15 protein-coding genes and 1 pseudogene are annotated in these 18,777 nt (G+C 62.2%); all 16 read left to right on the forward strand.

What is annotated here, in order from left to right:
- Positions 1-172: 172 nt before the first annotated feature.
- Positions 173-4,489, forward strand: a complete 4,317-nt coding sequence (locus I6F16_RS08325; RefSeq protein WP_225173578.1) for a strawberry notch-like NTP hydrolase domain-containing protein — start codon at positions 173-175, stop codon at positions 4,487-4,489.
- The gene (locus I6F16_RS08330; protein ID WP_225173579.1) at positions 4,489-5,550 is read left to right on the forward strand and encodes a toprim domain-containing protein; all 1,062 of its coding nucleotides are present in this window, start codon (positions 4,489-4,491) and stop codon (positions 5,548-5,550) included. Before I6F16_RS08325 ends, I6F16_RS08330 begins: the two co-directional genes overlap by 1 nt.
- A gap of 328 nt (positions 5,551-5,878) precedes the next feature.
- Positions 5,879-6,802 carry a DUF2493 domain-containing protein gene (locus I6F16_RS08335; RefSeq protein ID WP_225173580.1) on the forward strand — a complete coding sequence of 308 codons (924 nt, stop codon included), beginning with the start codon at positions 5,879-5,881 and terminating at the stop codon, positions 6,800-6,802.
- A gap of 39 nt (positions 6,803-6,841) precedes the next feature.
- Positions 6,842-7,393, forward strand: a complete 552-nt coding sequence (locus I6F16_RS08340) for a hypothetical protein (RefSeq protein ID WP_225173581.1) — start codon at positions 6,842-6,844, stop codon at positions 7,391-7,393.
- Positions 7,394-7,611: 218 nt separating this feature from the next.
- Positions 7,612-7,740: a hypothetical protein gene (locus I6F16_RS37965; RefSeq protein ID WP_276573232.1), complete on the forward strand. Its 129-nt coding sequence runs from the start codon at positions 7,612-7,614 to the stop codon at positions 7,738-7,740.
- Positions 7,741-7,966: 226 nt separating this feature from the next.
- Positions 7,967-8,287 carry a DUF736 domain-containing protein gene (locus tag I6F16_RS08345; RefSeq protein WP_225123859.1) on the forward strand — a complete coding sequence of 107 codons (321 nt, stop codon included), beginning with the start codon at positions 7,967-7,969 and terminating at the stop codon, positions 8,285-8,287.
- Between the two features lie 71 nt (positions 8,288-8,358).
- A pseudogene (locus I6F16_RS08350) lies at positions 8,359-8,473 on the forward strand (DUF736 family protein); the annotation flags it as partial.
- Between the two features lie 869 nt (positions 8,474-9,342).
- A complete protein-coding gene (locus I6F16_RS08355) occupies positions 9,343-9,624 on the forward strand; it encodes a helix-turn-helix domain-containing protein (RefSeq protein WP_225123860.1) in 282 nt (93 codons plus the stop codon).
- Between the two features lie 22 nt (positions 9,625-9,646).
- A complete protein-coding gene (locus I6F16_RS08360) occupies positions 9,647-10,822 on the forward strand; it encodes a replication initiator protein A (RefSeq protein WP_225173582.1) in 1,176 nt (391 codons plus the stop codon).
- Positions 10,819-11,283 carry a DUF2840 domain-containing protein gene (locus tag I6F16_RS08365; RefSeq protein ID WP_225173583.1) on the forward strand — a complete coding sequence of 155 codons (465 nt, stop codon included), beginning with the start codon at positions 10,819-10,821 and terminating at the stop codon, positions 11,281-11,283. Before I6F16_RS08360 ends, I6F16_RS08365 begins: the two co-directional genes overlap by 4 nt.
- Positions 11,280-11,792, forward strand: coding sequence for a S26 family signal peptidase (locus I6F16_RS08370; RefSeq protein ID WP_225123863.1), 513 nt, complete (start codon positions 11,280-11,282; stop codon positions 11,790-11,792). The genes I6F16_RS08365 and I6F16_RS08370 overlap by 4 nt, the downstream gene beginning before the upstream one ends.
- A 2-nt stretch (positions 11,793-11,794) precedes the next feature.
- Entirely contained in the window at positions 11,795-12,625 is an 831-nt protein-coding gene (locus I6F16_RS08375) for a lytic transglycosylase domain-containing protein (protein ID WP_225173722.1), read from the forward strand.
- Between the two features lie 385 nt (positions 12,626-13,010).
- Complete coding sequence (locus I6F16_RS08380; RefSeq protein WP_225173584.1) at positions 13,011-14,774, forward strand: DUF3363 domain-containing protein; 1,764 nt, start codon at positions 13,011-13,013, stop codon at positions 14,772-14,774.
- A gap of 36 nt (positions 14,775-14,810) precedes the next feature.
- On the forward strand, positions 14,811-16,799 hold the full coding sequence (locus I6F16_RS08385; protein WP_225173585.1) for a conjugal transfer protein TraG: 1,989 nt from the start codon (positions 14,811-14,813) through the stop codon (positions 16,797-16,799).
- A gap of 6 nt (positions 16,800-16,805) precedes the next feature.
- Positions 16,806-17,231 carry a CopG family transcriptional regulator gene (locus I6F16_RS08390; RefSeq protein ID WP_225123866.1) on the forward strand — a complete coding sequence of 142 codons (426 nt, stop codon included), beginning with the start codon at positions 16,806-16,808 and terminating at the stop codon, positions 17,229-17,231.
- A 136-nt stretch (positions 17,232-17,367) separates the two neighbouring features.
- A complete protein-coding gene (locus I6F16_RS08395) occupies positions 17,368-18,696 on the forward strand; it encodes an MFS transporter (RefSeq protein ID WP_225173586.1) in 1,329 nt (442 codons plus the stop codon).
- Positions 18,697-18,777 lie beyond the last annotated feature (81 nt).

Here is an 18,777-nt window from a genome sequence, read left to right on the forward strand (position 1 = left end):
GACGGCTCCGGCCGTCGCGCGGTTGCTTGGGGACCGGTGCGCAGCGCTGGTCCCCATTTTTATGGGGAACGGCTGAGAGTGAGAGTCGGGCCGGGAAGGGTTTGAGCCGTCGGGGTCAAAGGAGAGCGCCTGATGGTTCGACCCGTTCCTGCTCTCCGAAAGAAATCCTGCCATGACCGAATCTCTTGCTGGCGCTGTCGCCGCGCCGCTCTCGATGCGTGCTGCTGCAAGTCTTACCTCCGCCGCCGTCAGGGCCACGCGACAGCTGCTGACCGAACTCGAACGCGGCCGGCGCATCGATGCAGCTGTTCTGCGTAGCGCCATGGAGGCTGCCTTCGGCGCCTCCGACGCGGCCGGCGCCTGGAACTGGAAGACCGCCTATGACGTCTGCGAGGCGGTAACTGTTCTGTTCCTTCGCAAGTTCGGCCCGGCGATGCGTGCCAAGGCTGGCTCGACGGCCGCCATGCTGCCGATGATCGTGCGAGTGGCTGGGCTTCTGCCGACACATACGCGGCGGTCGGAGGACAGCCAGGCATTTCAGCAATTCTCGACGCCGATCCCGCTCGGACTGGTCGCATGCACGGCAGCCGGCATTACTCCTGCCGATCGCGTTCTGGAGCCTTCCGCGGGGACGGGCTTGCTCGCGGTCTTTGCAGAGCTCGCCGGGGGTGCCTTGGTGTTGAACGAGTTGGCCCATACCCGGGCGGGGTTGCTCGAGCAGCTCTTCGCCAACGTTAAAGTCACGCGGTTTGACGCAGCTCAGATCGATGATCACCTCGATGCGGGTGTCGTACCAAGCGTCGTCCTAATGAACCCGCCGTTCTCCGCGGTCGCGAATGTCGATCGACGGATGACGGATGCGGCTCTCCGTCACATCACTTCAGCGCTCGCGCGTCTCTGCGACGGTGGGCGCCTCGTCGCCATCGCTGGTGCAAGCTTCGCGCCGGATAACCCGACATGGCGAGATGCCTTTGTTCGCCTCCAGGAACGCGGGCGCGTGGTGTTTTCCGCCGCCGTCGATGGCGCCGTTTACGCCAAGCACGGTACTCAGACGGACACAAGGCTGCTTGTGATCGACAAGCTGCCCGCTGCCGATCCGACGGCTTTTCCTGCCTCGCCAGGCATGGCGGCCGATGTCGCTACCTTGCTTGGCTGGGTGAATCTGCATGTGCCTCCAAGGCGGCCCGTCGCCACGCCATCGGAGATCGTTGTTATCGGGCGGCCTACGATGTCGCGATCGGTCAGCGCCGTTGCACCACGCATATCGTCCACTTCGAGAGACGCCGCGCCAGTAAGCACAGAACTGATCTATGAGACGGTCGAATGGTCCGCGCCGGAAGGCGCCCGGCTGACCGATGCGCTTTATGAGGAATACGGACTACAGTCGATCCGCATTCCCGGATCGTGCGCACATCCGACCAAGCTCGTGCAGTCTGCGGCGATGGCGTCCGTTGCGCCACCGAAGCCATCCTATTGTCCGCACCTGCCGGCCAATGTCATGAACGACGGTGTTCTGTCGGATGCTCAGCTGGAGAGCGTGATCTATGCCGGTGAGGCGCATTCCGAGTTTCTAGCGGGCTTCTGGACGGTCGACGCGACGTTTGATGTTGTGGCCGCCGCGCGCGACGACGCAGAGGATGCCGTCCGCTTTCGTCGCGGCTGGTTCTTGGGTGATGGCACTGGCGCGGGCAAGGGGCGGCAGGTCGCGGGGATCCTGCTCGACAACTGGCTCAAGGGCCGTCGTCGTGCGGTCTGGATCAGCAAGTCCGACAAGCTGATCGAGGACGCGCAGCGCGATTGGTCCGCGCTCGGCATGGAGCGGCTGCTTGTTACGCCTCTGTCGCGGTTTCGTCAGGGTACCCCGATCCGGCTTTCGGAAGGCGTCCTATTTACCACCTACGCCACGCTACGGACCGACGAGCGTGGCGGAAAGCTTTCGCGCGTCAGGCAGATCGTCGAATGGTTGGGCTCGGACTTCGACGGAGTGATCATCTTCGACGAGAGCCACGCCATGCAGAATGCGGTCGGGGGCAAGGGCGAGCGCGGCGATCAGGCGGCCTCTCAGCAGGGGCGCGCGGGCTTGAGGCTTCAGCATGCCTTGCCGAATGCACGCGTGGTTTATGTGTCGGCGACGGGCGCCACCACGGTTCATAACCTCGCTTATGCCCAACGCCTCGGCCTTTGGGGCGGCGCCGACTTTCCGTTCGCCACCCGCGCCGAGTTCGTCGAAGCAATCGAGGAGGGCGGCGTCGCGGCCATGGAGGTGCTGGCGCGCGACCTCAAGGCGCTCGGACTCTACGCGGCCCGCTCGCTGTCTTACGAGGGCGTCGAGTACGACTTGGTGGAGCACCAGCTTACGCCGGAGCAGGTTCGCATTTACGACGCCTATGCCGGTGCGTTCAGCATCATTCACAACAATCTCGACGCCGCGATGCGGGCGGCCAACATTACCGGCGAAACCGGAACGCTGAACGGGCAGGCAAAATCCGCGGCGCGATCCGCCTTCGAGAGCACCAAACAGCGCTTCTTCAGCCATCTGCTGACCTCGATGAAGACGCCGTCGCTCATCCGATCGATCGACCGCGATCTCGACGCCGGCCATGCCGCTGTCATCCAGATTGTCTCAACGGGCGAAGCGCTGATGGAGCGCCGGCTCGCCGAGATCCCGACCGAAGACTGGGGCGACGTCCAGGTCGATATCACCCCGCGCGAGTATGTGCTCGACTATCTCGCCCATTCCTTCCCGGTCCAGCTCTATGAGCCCTTCACCGACTCCGAAGGCAATCTCTGCTCCCGGCCTGTCTATCGCGACGGCCAGCCGGTCGAGAGCCGGGAAGCCGTCGCGCGGCGCGACCGCCTCATCGACAAACTAGCCTCGCTGCCTCCGGTACCTGGCCCGCTGGATCAAATCGTCCAGCGCTTCGGCACCGACATGGTCGCCGAAGTGACCGGCCGCTCGCGCCGCGTCGTCCGCAGGGGCGACCGCCTGGTGGTCGAAAACCGCGCCGGTTCGGTCAATCTCGCTGAGACCTCGGTCTTCATGGACGACGTCAAGCGCATCCTCGTGTTCTCCGACGCAGGCGGCACGGGCAGGAGCTACCACGCCGAACTCTCGGCCCGGAATCGCCGCTTGCGGGTTCATTACCTGTTCGAGCCCGGATGGAAGGCGGATGCTGCGATCCAGGGGCTCGGCCGGACCAACCGTACCCACCAGGCACAGCCGCCCCTGTTCCGGCCCATCGCGACCGACGTAAAGGCCGAAAAGCGCTTTCTCAGCACCATTGCCCGGCGGCTCGACACATTGGGGGCCATCACGCGCGGCCAGCGCCAGACCGGAGGGCAGGGGCTGTTCCGGCCCGAGGACAATCTCGAAAGTCAGTACGGGCGCGATGCTTTGCGTCAACTCTACATGCTGCTGGTGCGAGGCAAGGTCGGCAGCTGCTCGCTCGAGAAGTTCGAGGATGCAACCGGCCTGAAGCTGACAGATGCCAATGGGCTCAGGGACGACCTGCCGCCAATCACGACTTTCCTGAACAGGTTGTTGGCGCTCACCATCGACCTGCAGAATGTCCTGTTCACTGCCTTCGAGCAGCTCTTGACCGCTCGGATCGAGGGCGCTGTTGCGTCGGGCACCTATGACCTCGGGCTGGAAACGCTCCGCGCCGAAAGCTTTGTCGTCAGCGAACGGCGAACGATCTATGTCCATCCGCGCACAGGCGCCGAGACGCGGCTACTCACCATCGTCCAGCGCCAGCGTAACCATCCTGTTGGTTTGGACGACGCCCTTGCTCGTCTTTCCGATCATGCGGTCCTGCTGATCAACGAGCGCTCGGGTCGGGCCGCCGTGCAGGTTCCGGCCTCGAGCATCATGCTCGACGACGGCGAGATCGAGCGCCGCGTCCGCCTGATCCGGCCTATGGAGCAGCACCACGTCCCCTTGAACATGATGCTGGAGAGCCATTGGGTCGAAGCGGATCGCGAAGGTTTTGCTGCGGCCTGGATGGCTGAGCTTGCCGAGGTGCCTGAGTTCACGGAAAGCGCGATCCACGTCGTTGCGGGATTGCTGCTACCGATCTGGAAACGGTTGCCGAACGAATCGACTCGTGTTTATCGGCTCCAGACCGACGCGGGCGAACGCGTCATTGGCCGCAAGGTTTCTGTCGCGTGGGTCGCGAACGCCATCTCGGCGGACGCGCCCACGCTGTCGCCGGACGCTGCCTTTGCCGCGGTGATGGAGGGACGTACCGTCCTCGACCTCGCGGAGGGGCTCCAGCTTCGCCGCGCCCGGGTGATGGGCGCATGCCGCATCGAGCTGTCGGGATTCAACGACACGATGCGTGATCGCCTCCGCGCTTACGGTCTTTTTGGAGAGATCATCTCCTGGAAGCTGCGGATGTTCGTGCCCACGGACGCAAACGGCATCGGGATTCTGACAAAGGTACTCGACACCTATCCGGTCGCGCGCGTCAGTGAGCGGGAAGTCGCGTGATGTTCCCCGACACCGCCGAACTGGCACGCCGCCTCGCGCGCGAGGCCGAGGCCGTGTGCCGATACTATCTCTCCAATGGTAAGCGGGCGGGGCGATACTGGGTGGTCGGAGACGTCCGCAACACGCCGGGCCGCTCGATGTTCGTGCGGCTTCAGGAATCACCGAAGGGCCCCGCCGGCAAGTGGACTGACGCTGCGACCGGCGAACATGGTGACCTCCTCGACATCATCCGCGAATGCCGGGGTTTGCGCGATTTCAGCGAGGTCACCGGGGAAGCGAGGCGGTTTCTGAAGCTGCCTCGTCCTGAGCCGCAGCTGGTCTCGAAACCTGTTCGTTCGGTGGTGCCCGCCGGATCGCAGCAAGCCGCGCGTCGGCTCTTTGCGATATCCAGCCCGATCGAGGGGACGGTAGCCGAGACGTATTTGCAGCGCCGCGGCATAGCCCGCATCTACCATGGTGGCAGCCTGCGCTTCCACCCTCGTTGCTACTATCGACCGAATGAACATTCGCCGACCGAAACCTGGCCGGCGATGATTGCCGGCGTCACGGACCTCGAGGGGCGGATCACCGGCGTGCACCGAACTTGGCTCGACCCAGACGGCTTTGATCGCATTCGTCTCGGCAAGGCTCCCATCGACACGCCACGACGGGCCATGGGCGACCTGCTCGGCAACGCCGTTCGCTTCGGCGTAGCGGACGACGTGCTCGCCGCGGGCGAGGGGATCGAGACCATGCTGTCATTGCGCTGCGTGCTGCCGACTATGCCTATGGCGGCTGCTCTTTCCGCAAATCACCTTTCGGCCATGGTGCTGCCGGCTGGCCTGCGTCGGCTCTATATCGCCCGGGACGACGATGCAGCCGGAGATGCCGTACTGGCGACCCTCAGCCAGCGCGCGGCAGACGCCGGCATTGAAGCGATCGCGCTGTCGCCCCGGCTAGGTGATTTCAACGAAGACCTGCACATCTTTGGTCTTGAGACGCTCCGAGCAGAGTTGCGGCTTCAACTCGTACCAGAGGACGTCGTCCGTTTCCTGCACTTGTCGACGGTGGCCGCAGAATAGGCCGGTGCTTCGATCGACGTTGATAGGTCGGTCACCACGAGGCCATTGCCGGATGAGGACGCGACCTCGGCCTTCTAGAGGGCGATCGAACGGCAACCGGACCGGGCCGGCAATGGCTACGTCCGGCTATTTTCCGCCGCGCGCCGACGATGAGCAGACACAACAGCCATCAAACCGGCGCGCTTTGCATCGCGAAGCAAAATAGCCGGCCTCCGCCATCCTCCGCTGCCGCTTCGGCCCTTGCGGGTTCTGGCCCGCTCCGCCCGCCGTCTGAGTGATCGCCACGAAGGCCGCGATGGGCGCGGCCGAACCGGCAAAGGGTCTTCCAATGACCGACCACGACGACATCGAAGCGGCGCACACCTCCTCTCCAACTGACCATGTCCTCACTGAACTACAGCTCTTCGGCTACCGTCCCTTCGACGAGCAGCCTGACCCACGACCGCTTCCCGAGGGCAAGATGATCGCTGGCACCGTTGCTGATGTCTTCGACGCCCTGGTCGCGACGTTGAGCGACACGCGGCTCGAGCCGGACCTTAATGATCTGCTCTGGTCGACCGTCAACCTGTTCCATCGCGCCGTTGACCGCATCCAACGCCATCTCGACGAGAACGAACAAGCGCAGCAAAAGAGCCAGCGCGAGCAGAATGGGTCTGAGGTTCGATCGGTCGAACTCGAGCGCTTGACGTCCGAAGGTATCACTTTGATCGAGCGCCGCAACTGCCTGGAGCTCTTCCGCGAGCAGGCCATCGAACGCTTCGAGACGCACACCGGCTCGCCCTGGCGCCCTCGATCGGGATCGCTCGTGAACCACCGCACGCTGACCGCAGCAATGATCGATTCTCGCGACTTCATCGCAGCCAAGCGTCGCGCTGAAACTGAGGTCTTGTTGCCGCCAGGACCGAAGATTGCACTCACCGGCGGGCTCGACTTCAATGATCACCATCTCATCTGGGACCGCCTCGACAAGGTCCACGCCAAGCATTCCGACATGGTGCTAATCCATGGCGGCTCGCCCAAAGGTGCGGAGCTTATCGCCTCCAAATGGGCGACCAATCGCAGAGTGCCTCAGATCGCATTCAAGCCTGACTGGACAAAGCACGCCAAGGCAGCACCGTTCAAGCGCAACGACGCCATGCTCGAACTCCTGCCGATCGGCGTCATGCACTTCCCGGGCACGGGAATCCAGGACAACCTGGTGGACAAAGCGAAGCGCCTCGGCATTCCCGTCTGGAGGTTCGGCGGCGCGTGAGCGCCGTCTTCTCGTCTCCAGACGCTAAAGCGGAGTTGCATGCGCCGCAACTCCGCCTCGTTTCGGCTCCAGATTGAAAAACTGCGCCGTGGTGGTGGTGGAAGGCGCGACCGTCAGATCTATGCATATGGAGCCACCACCATGCTTGCCCTTGGGCTTGTTCTCAACACATTCGGCATCGGCTTGTTCTGCTGGGCGATCTTTGTGCTCGCTGTGTACGCCTTGCCGTTTTTCGTCGCTCTCAGTATCGGGATGACAGCGTTTCAGAATGGTGCCGGCGTGGTCGGTGCGCTGCTTGCCGGAACGGCCGGTGGCGCGTTGACGCTTGCGTTCGGTCAGGCCGCCGTCGCCATTACTGGGTCCTTGACCTTGCGCATAGCCATCGCGACGGCATTTGCTATTCCCGCCGCCGTTGCCGGCTATCATGTGGTGTTCGCCGGGTCCCAGATCGGGGTGCCTTCGTTGGCTTGGCGTGAGCTCTTCGCTTGCCTGGGCGCGGTTTGCATTGCCGTCACGTCATGGACGCGCTTGATCGTTCTGGTGGAGGCCCGCCCGTTCGAGCCGGATGGGGTGGTGGAAAGTCCGTCCTAACCAGTTCTTACGGCCGGAAGGCCCGATGTCCGTTTACCGCCTTAAGTCGAACAGGTTGGCGTGGATCGGCGCGATGAACGGGGGACGATCGAGATCTGACGCGGGAGAGGCAGCCCTTCTCGGAGCTCCTCGATGAAGCCGTCGGCATTTCGGTCTGCCCACGCAGCCGCGGCGGAGCGGGGTTGCCTCGATTCGTTCTTGGGAGACGATACCGCCCTTTGCAGCAGATTGTTTCTCTTTCTGCGCTGAACCGTTTCGACCTCTTGTTCATCAAGCCCGAGATCGCCAACGCTTCTCCAGAGATTGTGGTTCAGCACGCGACGCACGTGGCCTCGTTGATGGCTTGATCTGGCCGAAGACCGGCTTCGCCTCGATCGTCTGAGCCGCAACGCCGTTGATGCGACTTTCTTCCCCTGGGCTTCGCCCATTCCTCGCGAGACAAGAAAGTCGCCACGACGACGTCCTCCGCTGCGCTCCGGCCCGCGGGCGGGTGCGTCGCCGATCGTCTTCGGCCTGCAGATCGCCATCGAGGCCGCGGTGGTCGCGGGCTCGAAACACAACAGGAGAAGTGACATGGCTAACATCGGTTCCTTCAAGAAGGTCGGCAACGATTTCCAGGGCGAGATCGTCACCCTGAGCCTGCAGGCCAAGGGCGTCCGCATCGTCGCAGAGACCAACCGCTCCAACGACAACGCTCCCAGCCACCGCATCTACGTGGGCCGAGCCGAGATCGGGGCCGCCTGGTCGAAGCGCTCCGAGGAGGGGCGCGACTACCTCTCGCTCAAGCTCGACGATCCTTCCTTCAACGCTCCGATCTATGCGAACCTGTTCGATGACGAGGGCGGTGAAGGCTACACCCTCCTCTGGTCGCGGCCGCGAAAGAACGGCGACTAGGAGCGCCCCACCAAGCCCCGTCCGGTCCGCCGGGCGGGGCCTTCGCGGCTGGCCTGAGGCAGCTTGCGATTTACCTCTCGGTCAAGCTCGACGATCCGAACTTACCGGCCCCGATCTAACGCCTCGCTCGTGAAGATCGAAGGCGGCGAGGGCTTCACCCTGATTTGGTCCCGCCGCAACGGCGACTTGTCCCTCCGCGATCACCAGCCGGCTCCCCGGAGGCGAGCCCGAATCCAGCGGGTATGAGTTTGTTTACTGTCGATTTTAGACGGGAATCTCAAGGTACTCAAATGTCGCCCCGGCGGCTGCCCCATATACTTCTTGAACATTGCCGAGAAGGCAGCGAGGGATTCATATCCGAATTTTTCGGCCAACGCATTGATAGGGACGCAGGATCGCACTTCCTTCAACGCCACACCAACTGGAACTGTTGGACCCGTCTGCCGAACGTCATTCCTCTCTCACGTTCAACCTGGCGACGCAAACTTTGTTTGCTCATCACGACGACCTCTGCTCAATCGGCGTGTGTTCATCGGTTTCCGGGTTCTTCGAGCATGATGTAGGCGATCCGCTTCAGCGACGGATCCGCCGGCATTGCCACATAGAGGCAATCCATTGTCGCTTCGCTCAATTCTCAATCGGCAAGTCGGCAACGCGGGAATGTCGAGTCCCCGCCGCGTAGTTACCTCCAAGATCGTGAAGATGAACCAAAAGAGAAGCCTGGCGATCAGTCCCGCCGTTTACTCTCGATGAAATGGGCTTCAGGATAGGCTCAAGTTCGGCGAACTTCGTGTTACCAATTGCAAATCCGCGCAAATTTTCCTGCACGATTTCCTTGCCGAGTAGTTCTCGAACTCGCTTCTCCAATCCTCGAGGCAAAAACAGAAGCAGCTGCTGCTCCTGCGGTCCCGGCGCAGGGAGTAGCGCAGGCCCCGAGGGTGCCGAAAATCGTACCCCCAACATTCGGCATCCCCTCCGAGGTCTTGCTCCTCCATGATGACCGCACACACGCCGGCCTAGCCAAGCGTAGTGCGCTGTCCTCTTGGAGTTCTCAAATGCCCGATCCGATGGCCGGTCTTCCCCCGCGATTCCTGCGTACACCTGAGGCCGCGCGCTATCTTGGCCTGTCCGGTCGCACGCTCGAGAAGCACCGCACGTACGGTACTGGACCGACGTATCGGAAGATCGGCGGACGTGTTGTCTACGCCGTCGATGACCTGAAAGCGTGGGCCGATCTTGGCTCCAAAAAGTCAACGTCAGACCCTGGGAAGGGCACTGTGCTGCCGGCCAAGAAGCATCCGGCCCTGCGTCCCTACGCGGGTCAGGAACGTCGCTGATATCAGCGTGAGAGCAGTGACTATGCGGCGCAAACACCATTCAGAGCGCGAGCAGCTTGAGCTCTTTCGGGCGCTACCCGGTGATCTCGCGCCGCGCGATGCGCAGGATCTGATGGCCTATCCGTTCTTCTCGCTCGCAAAGACCAAGCGGATTGTGCCGATCGATTTTCGTACCGGTGCGATCTCAATTCGTGTCGAAGCTGTTCCGGAACACGGCATGGCGACCATTTGGGATGCAGACGTTCTGATTTGGGCAGCATCTCAGATCATCGAAGCCCGTGACGCAAGCTTGCAGACCTCGCGCCTGATGGCTGCAACGCCTTACGAGATTTTGACGTTAGTGGGCCGCGGCACCAGCGCACGTGACTATGACCGCCTGAAGGGTGGTCTTGGCAGACTTCAGTCAACGACCGTGCTGACGTCGATCCGTCAGCCGGCAGAACGACGGCGACACCGCTTCTCCTGGATCAACGAATGGAAGGAGAGGGCCGATGCAAACGGTCGTCCATTTGGGATCGAGCTGATCCTGCCGGATTGGTTCTATGCTGGCGTCATCGATGAAGCGCTCGTGCTGACGATCGATCGCGCCTATTTCGATCTGACGGGCGAACTTGAGCGGTGGCTTTACCGCCTCGTGCGCAAGCACGGCGGCCACCAGGATGGCGGCTGGAGCTTTGACCTTGTGCATCTCCATGCCAAGTCCGGCATCCTCTCGCAGCTCAAGCATTTTGCTTACGACGTTCGTCAGATCGCCCAGCGCCAGACACAGCCCGGCTATCAGCTCGTGCTCACGCGCGATCCTGATGGCACCGAGCGGCTGAACTTCGCGCCTAAGCCTGTCGATCCCTTGACGGCACGCACTGCGCCGGCGCGGTCTCATTCGAAATTCGGAGGACAACCTGTGAATCAGCTCATGCTATCGGGGACCGCAACTCTCGTGCTATCGGGGACCCGATCCTCGTGCTATCAGGGACCGGAATCGAGCTTAAGAGGCTGTTTCTTCGCGCTTTCCGGCCGCTCTAACTCTACTAACCAGAAATCCTTCGGGTTTCTTCTAACGCACCAGGCCGAAAACCTCGTTCGAGGCGATTGGCAGCCGCAGGCCGCCAGTCCTGTTTGGCTCTGCAAGTCGCATACGCTTTTCGCCGAACCCAATGCTCACGGCTGCCAACTCCAGCGTCAGGGAGCCGCGGCATGAGCGATCTCACGGAAGTGGAAGTTCTGTGGCTCGAGAAGCGCATTGAAAACCGCGTTCGGTTCGGTCGCATTGTCAAAGAAAGGGAGCTCGATCGCCATCGGCGGGTCCTGTCATTTGCTCCCGGCAGCATCTTTGCCTTCGTTCGATGGACCTCCAACGACTTTGGCACAATCATTTCGCGGATCGACATCTTGCGCGCGGTCGCTCCGGGACAGCGCTGCTCGACCGTCCCTTATGTGACACCCGGCGGAGAGATTTTGCTGCGTCTGTCCGGCTGGCCGAAGGTCGAGCGCGTGCTGCAAATGACCGATGCCGTTGAGGCACTCGGCATCGATCCAGCTGACGTCGCTCCTGATCACTGGCATCACGTTCATAACCGCCTGTCCGTCAACGAAAACCCGCGCCCGTATACGAAAGCGCGCCATCTGGCTTGGCTCCATCGTCAAAGGGTAGTGCGATGACGGGCCGCCTGATGATGCTGGCCGTGACGATTGGGATCCCTGCTGCGCTCACCGCGACGATCGTCCTGGAGCCGCTTCCGCTTTACGTCTGGAACGCATCCGCGAGCGTGCCGATCGGTCTCTACCGCCTCCGGCCGGCGGACCAGTTCCAAGTCACTGAATTGGTCGCCGTGCAGCCGCCGGAACCGCTCGCGACCTTCTTCGACCTGAATGGCTATTTGCCCATTGGCGTCCCCATGCTGAAGCGCGTGCTCGCCCTTCCGGGGCAGAGTGTTTGCAGAACCGGCCTCACGATTTCGGTCGACGACATTGCAATGGGCGAGGCAAAGGATCGGGACAGACGAGGCCGGCCGCTGCCGAAATGGCAGGGCTGCCGCGTCGTCGGCGACGGTGAGCTGTTTCTGATGAACTGGCAGTCGGACGACTCTTTTGATGGCCGGTATTTTGGATGTCTTCCGGCATCTAGCGTGATCGGCCGTGCGATACCGGAGTGGACGTGGGAGGAGTGATGGTGCGTATTCAACGTGTTCTCCTCGCCATTCCCGTGTTCGATCGATTGCGGGATCATTCGTCCGTCTCGATCGATGCCGGCAACGACGTTGCGAGCCCGACCGCGTGCTTGAGTCGGTTAAGCAAGCGCGTTTGTGCTGTCGTGCCTCTGGTGCTTCTTCTGACCGCGTGCGACAGTGCTGCTTGGGCCCAGAGCGGATCAGCCGCCCAGCCGGCGATCAATCAGACCGCTCACTCATTTGCCGGCTTCATCAATGAAGCCTCGCAACGCTTTGCGATTGCGCCGAACTGGATCCGGTCAGTTCAAAGCATCGAGAGTGCTGGTGACGTGCACGCCAGATCGCCAAAAGGCGCAATGGGCCTGATGCAAATCATGCCGGCGACTTGGGCGGAACTTCGCGAGCGCTACAATCTCGGGAACGACCCCTACGACCCGCACGACAACATTCTGGCCGGCACGGCGTACTTGCGCGAACTGCTCGATCGGTATGGCTCGCCTGGCGTGTTTGCCGCGTACAACGCGGGACCATCTCGCTATGAAGAGCATCTCGCAGGCGGCTCTCTGCCGGAGGAGACGCGAGCATACGTCGCGAAACTTGCAAATCTGCTCGCCATCGAACTGCCGCCGAAGTGGACATCCAGTGGACAGTCATCAGCAGCTACGACGCTGTTCGTCACGCGATCCGATCTCATGAAAACGCGCGATCGGCTGCTGGCGCTCATGCCGTCCGGCAGAGTCGCGACCGCAATCTCGGCGCCCGATGTTTCGCCCTTGGTCCCCCGGCCTATTGGCGTGTTCGTCCATCGATCAGATTCGGGAGCATCGCAATGACCAAGTGTGCTGGTTCGCAAGGTGATGGCGTATGGGCGATGCCTTCGGCCCGCGCTCTACTCGTCGCTTCGCTCCTCACCGAGCCACCCTACGGGTGTCTCGGCCCTTCGGGTAACGATCGCTATCGCACGCGCGCGGAAGGACTGGGGGCTTCGCGAGTTGGCTGCCGAGTCGCGGCGGCTCTTTGGGGAATCGGCGACCGGGAGACCACGACGGCAGGACGGCGAGATAAAAGGGGCTCGCCTGTCGAACCGCAAGCCACTGACATGGCTTGCGTTCTGGCGTGCCGGTCGGTCGGGGCGCGTGCCGCGCCTTGCATTTCTACGAATGCAATCAAACGCGTCTTCGGCACCATGTGCGATTTTGATCGTTGGGAGGCGCTGCCGTGAGCGTGGGCGACAGCGATCTGCGTATCCGGCCTGGGCGCATCCGCAGTACCCGCGCTCCGAAGCCCAAGAGCTTCATCAACCAGGTGCTGCGGGAGGCGAAGAAAGCAGGACACACCTCGGGTCAGACAGGGTCGGGCAGGCGTTCGGCGGCCTATGGGCGCTCCACGTTTGGCCGCGGGCGCCTCGCCTTTAGCCGCGCCAGATTGTTCAGCCCGACGCGGCGTGTGGTGGTGAAAGCGCGCGTGGTCCGGCACAACGGGCGAGCCTTCCGTTCAGCGCCACTGACCGCCCACCTCTCATATCTGAAGCGCGATGGCGTGACCCGGAGCGGCGAGCGTGCCGAGATGTTCGATGCCGACAGCGACCGAGCCGATAGCGCGGCTTTCGCAGAACGGTGCAAGGACGACCGGCATCATTTCCGGTTCATCATCTCGCCCGAGGATGCCGGCGACATGACCGATCTGAAGGCCTTCACCCGCGATCTCGCCAGGCAGATGGAGACCGATCTCGGCACGCGGCTCGATTGGGTGGCTGTCGATCATTGGAACACCGACAACCCTCACGTCCACCTTCTCGTTCGGGGAGTAGATCAGGAAGGAGCGGACCTCGTGATCTCCCGCGACTATATCAGCCAAGGTCTGCGTTCACGCGCTGAGGAACTGGTCGCCATCGAACTGGGTCCGAGACCGGAGCACGAGATCCGCAATTCGCTGGAGCGGGAAGTCACGGCAGACCGCTGGACGCGGCTCGACCGGGAGATCCGGTTGGCGGCAGATGAGACTGGCTACATCGATCTTCGGCCGGAGAATCGCGGCAAGTCCGATCCCGAGATCAGGCGGCTGATGGTCGGCCGCCTTCAGCACTTGGAGAAAATGGGCCTTGCCGCACCCGCCGCATCAGGGGAATGGATGGTCGGACTTGAGGCGGAGCGTAGCTTGCGCGACCTCGGCATGCGCGGCGACATCATCAAGACCATGCACCGCGCCTTTACCGAGCGTGGGGAATCGCGCGGCGTTGCTGATTTCGTCATCCAGGGCGGCCAGCCGACATCCCAGCTTGTCGGACGACTGGTCGACCGGGGACTGCATGACGAGCTGACAGGCGAGGCCTATGCCCTGATCGACGGAACCGACGGACGGGCGCACCACGTGCGCTTCCGAGGGCTCGAGGCTTTTGAACATGCACCGCCAGTGGGCGGCATCGTCGAGGTCCGACGCTTGGGTCAAGCCGGCGATCCGCCACCGACCGTGGTGCTAGCGACCCGTTCCGATCTCGACCTCGGTGGGCAGATCACTGCAAAAGGAGCCACCTGGCTCGACCACAGGCTGGTCGAACGGGACCCCATGCCGCTCGCCATGGGCGGCTTCGGCCGCGAGACTCGCGACGCCATGGAAGCCCGTACCGAGCATCTGATCCAGCAGGGCCTGGCGCGGCGGCAGGGCCAACGCGTCATCCTGCAGCGCGATCTCCTGAATACGTTGCGACGACGTGAACTGGACGATGTGGCAGCAAAGGTCTCGGCCAGCACCGGGTTGGCTCACGTGAATGCCGCATCCGGGGAGCATGTGGCGGGCACGTATCGCCAGCGGCTGACGCTGACCTCGGGTCGGTTCGCCATGATCGACAACGGGCTCGGCTTCCAGCTCGTGCCCTGGTCGCGCGAGCTCGAAAAGAGGCTCGGCCAACACGTCACCGGAGTTGCGAAGGACGGCGGTGGCATCGAATGGGGTTTGGGTCGCAAGCGAGACCTCGGCCTCTAGGTATCTCGCTAATTCAGTTGCGGAAGGGCGTTCGGGATGTCCGGAACCAAAATCCTCTGGGGGCAGGTGATCGTTGTCGGCCTGATCGTTCTGCTGGCCATCTGGGGAGCAACCGAGTGGACGGCCTGGCGGCTCGCCTATCAACCGGAGCTTGGGCGGCCTTGGTTCGAGCTGTTCGGCTTCAAGATCTACTATCCGCCGATCTTCTTCTGGTGGTGGTTCGTCTACGATGCCTACGCGCCACAGGTCTTTGTCGAGGGCGCCTTCATCGCAGCATCAGGGACCGTCGTTTCGATCGCGGTAGCGATCGGCATGTCGGTGTGGCGCGCGCGTGAAGCCAAGAATGTCGAGACCTATGGTTCAGCGCGTTGGGCTGGTGCGGAAGAGGTCCGAGCGGCCGGACTTCTTGGTCCGGATGGCGTGGTGCTGGGCAAGCTCGATTGCGACTACCTCCGCCATGACGGGCCGGAGCACGTGTTGTGTTTTGCACCAACCCGGTCCGGCAAAGGCGTCGGTCTTGTCGTCCCGTCCCTGCTGGCTTGGCCAGGCTCCGCCATCGTGCATGACATCAAGGGCGAAAACTGGCAGCTGACCGCGGGTTTCCGCTCGCGGCACGGCCGCGTCCTGTTGTTCGATCCAACCAACCCAAAGTCTTCAGCTTACAACCCGCTGCTGGAGGTCCGGCGCGGGGAGTGGGAGGTCCGCGACGTCCAGAATGTCGCCGACGTCCTGGTCGACCCCGAAGGCTCGCTCGACAAGCGGAACCATTGGGAGAAGACCAGTCATTCGCTTCTGGTCGGCGCCATACTCCATGTTCTCTATGCCGAGGCGGACAAGACCTTGGCCGGCGTCGCGGCGTTCCTGTCCGATCCGAAGCGGCCCATCGAGGCGACGCTGAAGGCAATGATGACCACTGCGCACCTTGGCGAGCAGGGTGCCCATCCTGTGGTTGCCTCAACCGCGCGGGAACTCCTCAACAAATCCGAGAATGAACGCTCCGGCGTCCTGTCTACCGCAATGTCGTTCCTGGGGCTGTACCGCGACCCCGTCGTGGCCCAGGTGACCTGCTGCTGTGACTGGCGGATAGCCGATCTGATCGCAGACAGCCACCCTACGACGCTTTATCTCGTGGTGCCGCCCTCCGATATCTCACGGACCAAGCCGCTGATCCGGCTTGTGCTGAATCAGATCGGCCGGCGCTTGACCGAGGATCTGCACGCCAGTGACCGCCGGCATCGAGTCCTGATGATGCTTGACGAGTTCCCGACGCTGGGGCGGCTTGATTTCTTTGAGTCCGCGCTCGCCTTCATGGCCGGCTACGGCATCAAGAGCTTCTTGATCGCGCAGTCGCTCAATCAGATCGAAAAGGCCTACGGGCCTAACAACGCGATCCTCGATAACTGCCATGTCCGAGTCAGCTTCGCGACAAATGACGAGCGGACCGCCAAGCGGGTGTCCGACGCGTTGGGCACGGCGACCGAGATGCGCGCGATGAAGAACTATGCCGGTCATAGATTGAACCCGTGGCTGGGGCACCTGATGGTCTCCCGCCAGGAGACGGCAAGGCCGCTGCTGACCCCTGGCGAAGTCATGCAGCTTCCGCCGATGAACGAGATCGTCATGGTGGCGGGCACGCCGCCGATCCGGGCGAAGAAGGTCCGCTACTACGAAGATCGCCGGTTCACCGAGCGGGTTTTGTCACCGCCCGATCCGGCGAACGCCGGCCGGTCATCGCGAACGGACGGATGGTCAGCGCTCGGACCGTTGAAGCCGAGGGCAGTTCCAACTGACAGAGCCGCGGAGGCCGAGGAAGACACCGCGAATAGCGGGCTCCGTCGTGAGCCGGAACTCCCCGATCACGTCGCGATCGCCAAGGAGACGACCGAACCAACGCCGACAGAGGAATTTGCCGCCGTGCTTGACGACGACGAAGATGCGGTCCGCCAGTCCCGGCTCATACGCCAACAGATGCGCGGTGTTGCCCGTCAAGTCGCCTTGGACCCGAACGACGGTATGGAGCTCTGAGGTAATATGCGCGACCGGATGAATGTCTATTTCCCGCCAGAGCTGCTGAAACAGATCTCGGAGCTCGCCGATCGCAAGAAGCTTTCCCGGTCTGCGATCGTGGAAGCTGCGGTCGCCTCCTTTCTTTCACCCGACGGAGCGGATAGGCGGGAGGCGGCGTTCACCCGGCGCCTCGATCGGCTGTCGCGTCAGATGCAGAGGTTGGAGCGCGACGTAGGTTTGACGGCCGAAAGCTTGGCGCTCTTCATACGGTTCTGGCTGACGATCACGCCGCCACTGCCCAATGACGCGCAGGCGGCCGCGCAAGCAAAAGGCCGGGAGCGCTTCGAAGGATTTGTCCAGGCGCTCGGGCGCCGCTTGCAAAAGGGGCAAAGCTTTCTCCGCGAGATTCCGGAAGATATCCGCCGTCAGGAACCGGTCGAAGAAACCTGATTGAATCATGTAGGCAGACCATTTCGCCGGTCCTTCTTTTTTCTACGCTAGCCTACGTTCGCAGCAATTTGGCCAAGCCCACAAAAAGCTGGACGCGCTATCGGCTCCAATGAGCTGAGGAGCAAGAAGGGCCATCATGCAAGTTTCAGGGGCATGGCGTCTCACCGCGCGCGTATTTCTCCCGTTTGCGGTTGGATACTATTTTTCGTATCTGTTTCGAACGATCAACGCTTTGATCGCCAGTCATCTCAGCTCGGATGCTGGGCTTGGGACTGCCGATCTCGGGTTGCTTACGTCGGTCTATTTCCTTGTTTTTGCGGCGGCTCAGATACCCGTCGGCATCTTGTTGGACCGCTTTGGTCCGCGTCGCGTCCAGAGTGTTCTGCTCTTGCTCGCGGCCACGGGCGCCGGATTGTTCGCAGTATCAACCGGCTTCCTGTCTCTTTTGATCGCGCGTGCAATGATCGGGCTTGGCGTGGCCGCGGCGCTGACGGCAGGGCTGAAGTCCATCGTCCTTTGGTTTCCTAAGGAACGAGTTGCCTTGCTAAACGGCTGCATGATCATGCTGGGATCACTTGGAGCGGTGACTGCTACGGCTCCCGTCGAACACCTACTCGCTTGGATGGGGTGGCGGCAGCTCTTTGATATTCTGGCGGCCGCCACCGGTGCGACGGCCATTCTCATCTATGTCGTGGTGCCCGAACGAGGCATTGTGCCATCAACAACGCGCGCCACCCTTGGCTCCGTTTTTGCCGATCGTCGCTTCTGGCGAGTGGCCCCATTTTCGGCGACTTGCATTGGATCAGCTTGGTCTCTGCAAGGACTGTGGGCATCACCATGGCTGACCGACGTGGAGGGGCTTGATCGCGCAAGTCTCGTAAGACAGCTGTTCATAATGTCGATCGTTTTGAGCTGCGGCGCCTTGTTGTTCGGGATGACCGTCCATTACGTCAAACGAAGGGGCATCGGGGCGGAGACGGTATTAGCGACGGTTGCGGTGCTGTTTGTCTCAGCCGAGCTAGCTTTGATCCTGCGAGTGCCTCTGCCGTCCATCTTGCCCTGGTCCGTTGTCGCAATTGCCGGAACGGCAACGGTGGTCAGCTTCGCGGTAATAGCAGATTACTTTCCGCCGGAGCTTGCCGGTCGTGCCAACGGCGCCCTAAACGTCTTGCACTTTGCTTGGGCGTTCCTGGCGCAATACGTGACAGGCCTGATCCTTGAGCAATGGATCGCGATCGATGGTCATCGGCCGGTCCAGGCCTATCAAGTCGCGTTCGGCCTCAACGTCGCACTGCAGATCGCGGCCTTGACCTGGTTCGTGCTGCCTTGGCGCCGATCCGTCGCCTCATGGATGAGTTCAATTTCTTTCTTCATGCCTGCTAATATCTCCGACGCTGTTGAGTCAGTTGGCCTGTATGAGGATTCGGTCGTCCTCCTGCCTGCTGATGACGATGCGGAGTGGTGAACAGCAGCTCGCGCTGAGCCAATGCGACTGAGTAGCCGTCAAATACCAGTTTTCAGTCTTTCTTTTTCTACGCCAGTCTAC

Origin of the sequence: Bradyrhizobium sp. IC4060, assembly GCF_020193715.1 — a bacterium.
Lineage (GTDB): Bacteria > Pseudomonadota > Alphaproteobacteria > Rhizobiales > Xanthobacteraceae > Bradyrhizobium > Bradyrhizobium yuanmingense.